Raw genomic sequence first — 10,094 nt, forward strand, 5'->3', positions numbered from 1 at the left:
ATCAAGTTGACGTTTACGTAAACCGCAGTTACAATCATTTTGTTCGGTAAATTTCGAATTTTATAAATGTAAGTAAGGGGCGCTGGACATGAGCAGAGAAGGAATACAGAAGGAAGAATCGTGGACCATCTCTGATCTTGCTCAACAATTAGATGTCAGCACCAGAACGATTCGGTACTACGAGGAGCTCGGCTTGATTTTCCCCAGTCGGACAGAGAAGGGAAGCAGGCACTATAACCGCAAGGATCGTGCCAGGCTGCGACTCATTCTGCGAGGGAAGCGATTCGGATTTTCGTTGGATCAGATTCGCGAGATGATTGAGCTGTTCGACGAGGACCGTACAGGTCGTGCGCAGCTTATGCGAACGATTGAGTACGGCAACCAAAAGCTGGCTGAGATCGACGAGAAAATCATGGAACTCCGACAACTGAGAGAAGACATTCTCGTCTACAAGCAAAACTTTGAACAAAAATTGCTTGAAGAAAATGAGGAGGAGAAACGATGAACGTATCAGCTCTGCTCACAGCAAACGGAAGGAAATACCCTGACAAGTCCGCGCTGATTGCAGGAGATGTAGAGGTCAGCTTTTCCCAGTGGGATACACGCTCCACTCAGTGGGCTTGCCATTTGCAAGAGCTTGGCATCGAGCAAGGGGATCGGGTTGTGATGCTGATGCCCAATTGCCCGGAGTTTGCCATTTTTTACGTCGCCGTCATTCGCAGTGGTGCCCTCGTCGTACCGATCAATGCACGCTCAACACAAGAAGAAGTACGACATATATGTGAACATGCCGGAGCAAAGGTACTTCTTGTTCATGATGCCCTCGTGCCTATCGTGAATGAGTGGGTCCTTCAAACGCCACAGCTTGTGGCAATCAAAACAGGAGTGAGTCAAGGGAATTGGCATGGAATCGCTGGCTGGGCTGCCAATAACGTGTCTTTTGATAAAATGAATGCGCTTTCTTCACGACCGTATTTGGCGAACATGAACGAAGATAGCGAGGTCAGCATTCTGTATACTTCTGGTACGACTGGACGCCCTAAAGGGGTGCTTTATACACATAGAAGCTTATTGACTGTCGCGAAAATGATGTCGATTGAACTGACGATGACCCATCATTCACGAATTTTGCATTTGATGCCACTGAGTCATTCGGCTCCCCTCCATCTCTTTTTCATTGCAGGGCTTATGCTTGGCGCCACCCAGGTAATGGCTCTGACCTTCTCGCCGCAGCTTCTTTTGGATTTGGTGCAGCAGCATCGGATTACGCATTTCTTCGGATCGCCAGTGGCGTATTTACTGACGATGAAGCATCCCGAGTTTGCGACGTACGATTTGTCTTCCATCGAACATTGGATGTATGGCGGGGCTCCGCTGTCCAAAGAGATGGCTTCGCTCATGGAAGAAGCATATGGACGCGATAAACTGGCGTGCGTCTACGGCTTGACGGAGGCAGGGCCGACCGGAATGTGCCTCTTGCACCGAGAGCATCCGGACAAAATCGGCAGTATAGGTAATCGTGGTGTATTGTTCGCCGAAATGGAGGTTGTAAACGAGCGAGGAGAGCGATGCGCCAGTGGCGAAGCGGGCGAAATTCGCTTGCGCGGAGAAGGGACAATGAAAGGATACTACAACAATCCGGAGGCTACAGCAGAAACCATACGCGATGGTTGGGTGTACACTGGCGATATTGCACGCGTGGATGAGGATGGATTTCTGTGGATGATTGATCGTAAAAAAGACGTGATGATTACGGGCGGGGTAAACGTCTACCCTAAGGAAATCGAGCAGTTGTTAGAGCGTCATCCGTCGATTGGTGAGGTAGCTGTTGTGGGTTTGCCGCATCCTGAGTGGGGCGAGACAGTTACGGCTTATGTGGTACTGAAACCAGGAGTCGATACCAATCGAGAGTGGCTAGAGGAAATCCAAGGCTCTTTGCGTGGTCATCTCGCTGATTACAAGCTCCCGCGACAAGTGAATATCGTTCCTGCACTGCCGCGGAACACGAGCGGAAAAGTCCTGAAGCATGTATTGCGTGATGTCAGTTCCCAAAAGGAAGTGGAACTACGATGAGTGATTTGCAAACGAGCATCGATCAGCGAGCATACAGCGACAACATCCCGCACCCGCGTACGCCACAGGCGCAAAACTTTTTCAAAGCAGATCCCAACCTCGATTATTTGCTGGAACGTTATCTCCCTGCTTCCATGCATGAATGGGCTAGACAGCAGTTGAGCTGGCTAGGTGCGCAAGTGGCAGGACCCATCGATGAGCGTGCTGCCTATACAGACAGGGAAGGAAAGCCGAGATTGCGCAAGTACAATCGGCTGGGTGAGGATATTTCCGAGATCATTACCAATGAAGGCTACAAGGAAACAGTAGCAGAAGTTTACGGAGCAGGCATCGTCAGCTACTTGTATCAAGACATTCCTGAGTTGGGGAGAAAAGCGCCGTATAGCTATTCCTTTTTCATGGGCTATCTCGTGAGTCAGTCTGAGCCGGGGTTCTATTGCCCTGTCACCTTGTCGATGTCATCCGCTTATTTAATTGATCGCTATGGCAGCGAAGAACAAAAGGAGCAGTACCTGACAGGACTGACCTCTCGTGATCACACTCGCTTGTATGAGGGGGCTACTTGGCTGACGGAGAGACAGGGCGGTTCGGATGTCGGTGCGAATTTGACTGTAGCAAAGCCAGTAGCAGGTCGGCCTGGTGTGTACCGATTGACAGGAGAAAAGTTTTTTGCGAGCAATGCTGGAGCATTTGTTGCGACTGTTTTGGCGAGAATCGATGAGGAGAAACCGGGGACAAAAGGGCTCGGACTGTTTTTGGTGCCTTGGATAAAGCCTGACAACGAACGCAATCACATCCAGGTCCGCCGCCTAAAAGATAAGCTGGGCGTAAACGCCGTACCATCTGCGGAGATATTGTTGAACGGAGCAGAGGGCTATTTGATCGGGGAGCCTCAGAACGGCTTCAAGTACATGGCAGAAGCCCTGAACCTCTCTCGCATTTGCAACGCGATTGCTTCGATTGGGATCATGCGTCGAGCTTTTTACGAAGCGAGGTATTATGCCGAGCAACGTCGTGCATTCGGGAAGCCAATCGATCAGTACCCGATGGTAAAAGAAATGCTGGTGAGCCTCTTATTGGATACGGAGGTCAGCACGGGTGCGGTGTTTGATATGATTGCTGTTTATGATCGCTTGCAGTCTAATTCCGCTAGCAAAGAGGATAACGCGCTTGCTCGCCTGTTGATTCCTTTGCTGAAATACCGTACAGGGGAAGAGGCTGTCGAATCGACTCATACCGCAATTGAAATTCATGGCGGTAACGGTTATATCGAGGAGTACGTGACGCCGCGTCTGTTGCGTGATGCGCAAGTATTGACCGTATGGGAAGGCACCTCGAATATACTCGCACTCGATATTTTGCGTGTGATGCAAAAAGAAAACAGCCACGAAGTGTTTAGCAGATTGCTTCGGGAGCGCGTAGCTGGCTGGAAGCATGCCTTTTCACAGCCGTACGCCGAGTTGATTCGGACGGAACTGGCCATTCTGGAGGAAAATATCGCCTATCTCATGCAACAGAACCACGATTATGTAACGTACAAATTAAAAACGCTCGCGGACCATATGGTAGATTTGTACACCTTATCATGCATCGTCAGTGAAGCAGAAGATCAGGTGACGCGTGAGGGAAATGCCCGCAAATACATTTTGGCAAAGCTGTATGCCGAAAAGCATTTCCATTCACAAGAAAAGCGGGGGATTCAAGCCGATTCTTTGCTGGATGTACAGTTCTTTACCCAGCTGGTGGAATATCAGTTTGTCAGCGTTGAAGATTGGGCTCAACAGTCCGCTATTGTTCAGACCCGATAAATCAAAAAGCGCCTTTAGACCACTTGTTGAGGTGGCAAAGGCGCTTTTGATTTTTACGCATACCGCTTGCGGCGCATACTCCAAATAAACCAGATCGCAGCAACCACTGTTGCGATTGCCAGCAGCGTGATCTCAAAGTATTCATCGATCAGAACCTTTGCGTGTTTTCCGTACAAATAAAACAAGGTGCCAATCAAATAAAACTTCAATCCCCGCCCGATGATCGCATAAAACATGAGCTTGGTCAGCGAGTAATTGAATACGCCAGAGAGCACAGTGAAAACCTTGAAAGGAATGGGGGTAAAAGCTCCGATCAGTACGGCAGCATCCCCGTTTTTTGCGAATTTTTCCGTCGCTACAATAACCCATTTTTCAGGGAGAATCTTGTGCAAAAGTGGTTTTCCCAGCCATCTCCCCAACAAAAATCCAATGGGGGCGCCGAGGACGGAAGCAGTAAAGGCTACTGTCGCAAACTGAATCGCTGAGCCTGGATCGAGCAGACTCATCGCAATTTGCATAAAAAACGGAGGAATCGGACTAATAAATGAGTCCAAAAATGCCATGGCAACAAGTCCCCACATCCCATATTGCATGAATAGCTGTGTGATATGTTCGAGCATGAGCATCTCCTTAGAAGGTTTTTTCTATTGTAGCTATCCTATGCCAGTTTGTCCAAAGAAAGACCACAACTGAAGTTAGATGTCGAGAGGTAAAATAAGGAAAATGGGACGTTTGGCCCATCAACCCGTTTCCAAAATATCCCGATTATAAGTGGGTACGGAAAGTCATTACGAAAGGGAAATTTTAAAAATGAAAATGCCATTATCTATCAAAGTTATTCAAGGGTTTATGCTGTTGCAAGTCATCGTATTGGGGGGGCTCTATTTTGTGGTTTCACAGGCAGACCCGATGAACTTGAGTCACTGGGCCAGTAAAATGGTTTTCAGCGTGGTGACTATGCCAGAGGATATGTTAGATCAAAGCTACGTGTTAGGAAGAATGCAAGGAAGATTAATGCTTCCACTGATCATCACCACTTTATTGTTCATCTTCATACAGATGAGGTTTTTGAAGTCGGCGATTGTCTGCATAAGTTTGGCGATTTTACTGGATATAAGTAATGGATCTTTCTTGATCGCAATCGTGTATGTAACCCTACTTTTGATTGTGACCCACAACAAACAATCGAAGGCCTATTTTCATGGGAACAATAATCAAGTTACGCAGACGGTTTCAAAATAAGTGGATCAATGAGCTTATCCTAGGCCGAATATTGGTAGTGAAGTCCTTGTTTTTTCATTGACGCTAGGAAAGATTATCCACTAAAATGTAGGGAAACAGGACAAACATCATGGGAGGAACCAATGAAAACATTGGGTTCGGGAAAAGTCGTTTTCTATGCGCCAAACGGGACTAACTTGCAATTGTCAGGGGAAATTGACGTACGTGGTGATCGGGTATCCATAACAGAAATCATCTATTTTAATGGCCAACCAAACGGAGCACGCGAAACGAATTTGCCACTCGCGCAAACTGTGATTTACTGGGAGCCAGAAGTATACGAACAGATCGGATATGAAGAACAATAAGAATAATTGCGATTCCAAGCCCTGTCTCTTGCAGGGTTTTTTCGCGTATGGCAGCGAATCTGCCAGCACCTCGGGCTATAGCCGATATCCCGGTATTGTGTTATGATGTGGGATGGAATTTACGTATGGTACAAGGAGTGATCCTTATGATCGATTCTATATTGGAACGTGCTCTCGCAGGTGAACGACTGGGTCTCGAAGACGGTCTGGCTTTGTTTGCGAGCAATGAAATCGAAAAGATCGGACATTACGCTAATCTGGTCATGCAAAAGCATCATCCAGAACCGATTGCGACTTTTGTCATCAGTCGCAACGTCAATTACACGAACGTATGTGACACGTATTGCCGTTTTTGTGCCTTTTACCGTCGTCCGGGTTCTTCTGAAGGATACGTTCTCCCCAAAGAAACGATTTTCCAAAAAATTCAGGAGACCGTGGACGTTGGTGGTACAGAAATCTTGATGCAAGGCGGTACTAATCCGGATCTGAAACTGGATTATTATACTGACCTCTTGCGTGAGATCAAGCAGCGCTTCCCGCAGATTACGATGCACTCTCTATCTGTAGCGGAAGTGATGAAAATCGCGGAAGTTTCCAACATGTCTGTCGAGGAAGTACTGAAAGAGCTGAAGGCAGCGGGTCTCGATTCCTTGCCGGGAGCGGGTGGCGAAATCCTCGATGATCGTACACGTCGGAAGATTTCCCGCTTGAAGGGTTCTTGGACTGAATGGATTGATACTCAAAAAGCCGCACACCGTGCAGGCTTGCCTGGTACAGCTACCATGGTAATTGGTTTTGGGGAAGAGATGGAAGAGCGTGTACTGTCCCTTCTGCGCATTCGTGATGCGCAAGATGAGACAGGCGGCTTCAAAGCGTTTATCGTCTGGACCTTCCAGCCGGACAACACCAACATGAAGGCTGTCAACAATACGCCAGAGGAATACTTGAAAACACTGGCAATCAGCCGCCTTATGCTGGATAATATCGAAAACTTCCAATCTTCCTGGGTGACTATGGGCCCGCATTACGGTCAGCTTTCTCTCTCTTATGGAGCGAACGATTTCGGCCAAACGATGATGGAAGAAAACGTTGTTTCCGCAGCGGCATGTACGTACAAGGTCAACACGAACCAAATTTTGGAGCTCATTCGCGGGGCAGGTAAAATCCCTGCACAGCGCAATACACAGTATGACATTCTGCGCGTTTTCAAAGACGGCGAGATGGCAGAACGTGATTTTGTAATGCAAAACTAATAAACCAAAAAAACGCTTCTCTGCCCCCCTCCTAACAAAGGGAAATCGGCAGGGGAGCGTTTTTTGGTTTTTTAATCAGGAATTTTTTACCTGCAACCTTCCCTGAGTTTCCAACCGTTTAAAAGTATATCGCTCCTGACGGGACATATACTGTAACTACAATGGCGGTTGGGGGGATGGTTATGCAGACGTTTCGCGTATTGCTGGAGAATGTCCCTGAGCATTGTGACACGTATCGGGCTATCGTAAATAAGATGACGGAGCGGGTCAACACTGCACCGGTGCGCATTACATACAGGGAGCAAGAAGAGAATGGATACCTCTTGTTCTACTTTCAAAGCTGGTGTGAGACTGAGTATGACGCGCAGACCATCGAGTGGGCGAGAGCCTTCGTTGCCCTTACATTAGCCGAATGGGTCATTCAGGTGAAGGAACCGAAAATTATGGAAGAAATGGCCGCTGACTTACTCGCTGCCGAACAGATGGAGACCGAATGGGCAGAGATTTTTCCTTATATTCAACGCATGTGCCAAGAAGTCGAGCTTGATGGCAGGGAACTGTTAACGGCTACAACACGCAAGGCAAACGTATATCGCAACGTTTTCACCTATTTGGAGTGGGAGAGAACAATCAACGTCTTGGGCTTCGTCCGGTTTCGACTACAGGAGCATTGGAACGAGCTGTTCGAACTCGTGGAAACTGGCATTGATGAATATCTGGAAGACAAGCAATACCAAGAGTTTGTCGAGCTGTTGCGCTACTTCATCGCTGTACAGGAAACCAAGCAGGAAGTCGTTCATGTCGTTCCTAGTGTGGACAAACCTTTCCATCTTTATGATAAAAAAGGGGATCGTCTTTGGCTTGAGCAGTTGGATACCGTTTTGAACATGGACGAACAAAAATGCAGGGACGAGGATTATTTGGTCAGTGCTTTGGTTACACTGGCTCCTGAGAGTATCGTGCTCCATATGGCTTCGGAAAAGCCTGGGCTTGCACAGACGATCCGCAGTATTTTTGACAGTCGGCTCGTTACTTGCCAATCTTGTTCGCTTTGCCTATCCGAGCGACGTGTACTTGACGGGAATAATCCCTCTAAACTATAATAGCAACAACAACTTTACAGCGCTTATAAATACGATGAGAAGGACACGGACAATAGTAAGGACGCTCTAGAGAGGCGGGCCACAGGCTGGAAGCTCGCTGCGAACTGTTATTGATCTACCACCTTCGAGTAGCTACCGGGAACGAAGCGTAGGCTTTTACTATCGGTATGCCGGTTAAATACCGTTACATGGAATGAGGAGTCTGTTTTTGTGAACAGACTTGAAGTAGGGTGGTACCGCGAGAACACACTCGTCCCTTTTTGGGGATGAGTGTTTTTTTATTTTCTCAACCAAACAAGATACAGGAAGGAAGAATCCACAGTGGCACAAATTCATGTTACTTTCCCAGATGGAGCCGTTCGTCAATACGACGCTGGGATTACTATCGAAGACATCGCAGGCTCCATTAGCTCTAGCCTGAAGAAAAAGGCAGTAGCTGGTAAAAAAGATGGCAAGGTTGTCGATCTGTACACAGAACTCACAGATGACGCAGCGATTGAAATCGTTACCCTCGATTCTGCCGACGGGTTGGAAGTATACCGCCACAGTACAGCTCACTTGCTCGCTCAAGCGGTAAAACGCATTTACGGCGCTGAAGTGAAGTTCGGAATCGGTCCTGTGATCGAAGATGGCTTCTACTATGACATGGACATTCCGGTGTCCCTCTCCCCAGAGGATTTGGGCAAAATCGAAGCAGAAATGGAAAAAATCGTGAAGGAAGACCTGCCGATTCGCCGAAAAGTCGTAAGCCGCGAAGAAGCAACTGCGATTTTCCAAGAACTGAACGATCACCTGAAGCTGGAACTGATTCGCGACCTGCCAGAGGATGCGACTATCACGATGTATGAGCAAGGCGAATTTTTCGACCTCTGTCGTGGTCCGCACTTGCCGTCCACTGGCTTCATCAAAGCATTCAAGCTGATGAGCGTGGCAGGTGCATACTGGCGCGGAAAAGCAGAAAACCAAGTTCTGCAACGCGTATACGGTACAGCTTGGCCGAAAAAAGCAGACATGGATGAATATCTGCACTTCATCGAAGAAGCGAAAAAGCGCGATCACCGCAAATTGGGTAAAGAACTGGGATTGTTCATGTTCTCCGAGGAAGCACCAGGTATGCCGTTCTACCTGCCAAAAGGCTTCACTGTTCGCAACGAGCTGGAGCAATTCTCCCGCCGTCTGCAGCAATTGGCACAATACACAGAAGTGCGCTCTCCGTTCCTCATGAACGAGCGTCTCTGGAAAGAATCTGGTCACTGGGATCACTACAAAGAGAACATGTACTTCTCTGAAGTAGACAACGCGACTTATGCCTTGAAGCCAATGAACTGCCCAGGTCACATGCTGATCTATAAAAACGAGATGCATTCTTACCGCGACCTGCCGATACGTTACTCCGAGTTCGGGCAAGTTCACCGCCATGAGTACTCCGGGGCATTGAATGGAATGCTACGGGTGCGCACCTTCTGTCAGGATGACGCGCACGTATTTGTTCGTCCTGATCAGATCGCGAGCGAAATCAAAGGTATGATCACTTTGATTGACAGCATCTACAAGGTATTTGGCTTCGAATACAGTGTGGCTCTGTCCACTCGTCCGGAAGATTCCATGGGCTCTGATGAGCTGTGGGAAGCAGCAGAAAGCTCTCTGAAAACAGTGTTGGATGAGCTCGGTATGGCCTATGAAATCAAAGACGGAGACGGTGCGTTCTACGGACCGAAGATCGACTTCCAAATTACCGACGCGCTGAAACGCCGTCACCAATGTGGAACGATCCAGCTGGACTTCCAAATGCCTGAGAAATTCGACCTGACTTATGTCGGTCAAGACAACGAGAAGCATCGTCCAGTTGTCTTGCACCGTGCGATGTATGGCTCCATGGAGCGCTTCATTGGTATCCTGATCGAGCACTACGCAGGTGCATTCCCGATTTGGCTGACTCCAATCCAAGCACGCATCATGAACATCAGCGAAGTGCACATGCCATATGCAGAACAAGTAAGAGAAAAACTGCAACAAGCTGGCATTCGCGTAGAGCTGGATGGCCGCAATGAGAAAATCGGCTACAAAATCCGTGAAGCACAAGTTGAAAAAATCCCGTACATGCTGGTCATCGGTGAAAAAGAGGTGGCTGACGGTACACTGTCTGTCCGCAAACGCGGAGTGGGCGATGAAGGCGCGATGACAGTGGATGCGTTTGTAGAAAAAATCCGCGCTGAAATCAATGAAATGAAGTAAAAACGTATGAATGAAAAAAGCCGCCCTGAAGTT

At 48.1% G+C, this 10,094-nt stretch carries 9 protein-coding genes and 1 other annotated feature; of the genes, 8 read left to right on the forward strand and 1 reads right to left on the reverse strand.

Annotation, left to right across the window (positions count from 1 at the left end; genetic code table 11):
* Positions 1-88: 88 nt before the first annotated feature.
* The 3 genes from ACM6JA_RS19570 to ACM6JA_RS19580 are packed head-to-tail and all read left to right on the forward strand — an operon-like array spanning position 89 to position 3,881.
* The gene (locus ACM6JA_RS19570; protein WP_007728588.1) at positions 89-505 is read left to right on the forward strand and encodes a MerR family transcriptional regulator; all 417 of its coding nucleotides are present in this window, start codon (positions 89-91) and stop codon (positions 503-505) included.
* Entirely contained in the window at positions 502-2,073 is a 1,572-nt protein-coding gene (locus ACM6JA_RS19575; RefSeq protein ID WP_414853677.1) for a class I adenylate-forming enzyme family protein, read from the forward strand. The genes ACM6JA_RS19570 and ACM6JA_RS19575 overlap by 4 nt, the downstream gene beginning before the upstream one ends.
* Positions 2,070-3,881, forward strand: coding sequence for an acyl-CoA dehydrogenase family protein (locus ACM6JA_RS19580; protein ID WP_414853678.1), 1,812 nt, complete (start codon positions 2,070-2,072; stop codon positions 3,879-3,881). The genes ACM6JA_RS19575 and ACM6JA_RS19580 overlap by 4 nt, the downstream gene beginning before the upstream one ends.
* A gap of 53 nt (positions 3,882-3,934) precedes the next feature.
* On the opposite strand, the gene ACM6JA_RS19585 is transcribed toward ACM6JA_RS19580, so the two are convergent.
* Positions 3,935-4,501: a YqaA family protein gene (locus ACM6JA_RS19585; RefSeq protein ID WP_173619124.1), complete on the reverse strand. Its 567-nt coding sequence runs from the start codon at positions 4,499-4,501 to the stop codon at positions 3,935-3,937.
* A 190-nt stretch (positions 4,502-4,691) separates the two neighbouring features.
* Between ACM6JA_RS19585 and ACM6JA_RS19590 the strand changes: the two genes are divergently transcribed.
* The 5 genes from ACM6JA_RS19590 to thrS all read left to right on the forward strand — a co-directional run bounded on the left by ACM6JA_RS19590 (position 4,692) and on the right by thrS (position 10,061).
* The gene (locus ACM6JA_RS19590) at positions 4,692-5,123 is read left to right on the forward strand and encodes a hypothetical protein (protein ID WP_414853679.1); all 432 of its coding nucleotides are present in this window, start codon (positions 4,692-4,694) and stop codon (positions 5,121-5,123) included.
* Positions 5,124-5,245: 122 nt separating this feature from the next.
* Positions 5,246-5,470, forward strand: coding sequence for a hypothetical protein (locus ACM6JA_RS19595; RefSeq protein ID WP_007728577.1), 225 nt, complete (start codon positions 5,246-5,248; stop codon positions 5,468-5,470).
* Between the two features lie 146 nt (positions 5,471-5,616).
* The gene (mqnC, locus tag ACM6JA_RS19600; RefSeq protein ID WP_048031917.1) at positions 5,617-6,723 is read left to right on the forward strand and encodes a cyclic dehypoxanthinyl futalosine synthase; all 1,107 of its coding nucleotides are present in this window, start codon (positions 5,617-5,619) and stop codon (positions 6,721-6,723) included.
* Between the two features lie 182 nt (positions 6,724-6,905).
* Positions 6,906-7,826 (forward strand): sporulation protein YtxC, encoded by a 921-nt coding sequence (gene ytxC / locus ACM6JA_RS19605; protein WP_414853680.1) that lies wholly within the window; start codon positions 6,906-6,908, stop codon positions 7,824-7,826.
* 25 nt (positions 7,827-7,851) lie between these two features.
* Positions 7,852-8,087, forward strand: a binding site (T-box leader).
* A gap of 60 nt (positions 8,088-8,147) precedes the next feature.
* On the forward strand, positions 8,148-10,061 hold the full coding sequence (gene thrS, locus ACM6JA_RS19610) for a threonine--tRNA ligase (protein WP_007728574.1): 1,914 nt from the start codon (positions 8,148-8,150) through the stop codon (positions 10,059-10,061).
* Positions 10,062-10,094 lie beyond the last annotated feature (33 nt).

The sequence above is a fragment of the Brevibacillus sp. IT-7CA2 genome (genome assembly GCF_949767855.1).
Taxonomy (GTDB): Bacteria; Bacillota; Bacilli; order Brevibacillales; family Brevibacillaceae; genus Brevibacillus.

Excerpts from the sequence above, each read along its gene's own strand:
- ACM6JA_RS19570 (WP_007728588.1), top strand. The coding sequence starts at position 89 with ATGAGCAGAGAAGGAATACAGAAGGAAGAATCGTGGACCATCTCTGAT.
- ACM6JA_RS19575 (WP_414853677.1), top strand. The coding sequence starts at position 502 with ATGAACGTATCAGCTCTGCTCACAGCAAACGGAAGGAAATACCCTGAC.
- ACM6JA_RS19580 (WP_414853678.1), top strand. The coding sequence starts at position 2,070 with ATGAGTGATTTGCAAACGAGCATCGATCAGCGAGCATACAGCGACAAC.
- ACM6JA_RS19585 (WP_173619124.1), bottom strand. The coding sequence starts at position 4,501 with ATGCTCGAACATATCACACAGCTATTCATGCAATATGGGATGTGGGGA.
- ACM6JA_RS19590 (WP_414853679.1), top strand. The coding sequence starts at position 4,692 with ATGAAAATGCCATTATCTATCAAAGTTATTCAAGGGTTTATGCTGTTG.
- ACM6JA_RS19595 (WP_007728577.1), top strand. The coding sequence starts at position 5,246 with ATGAAAACATTGGGTTCGGGAAAAGTCGTTTTCTATGCGCCAAACGGG.
- mqnC (WP_048031917.1), top strand. The coding sequence starts at position 5,617 with ATGATCGATTCTATATTGGAACGTGCTCTCGCAGGTGAACGACTGGGT.
- ytxC (WP_414853680.1), top strand. The coding sequence starts at position 6,906 with ATGCAGACGTTTCGCGTATTGCTGGAGAATGTCCCTGAGCATTGTGAC.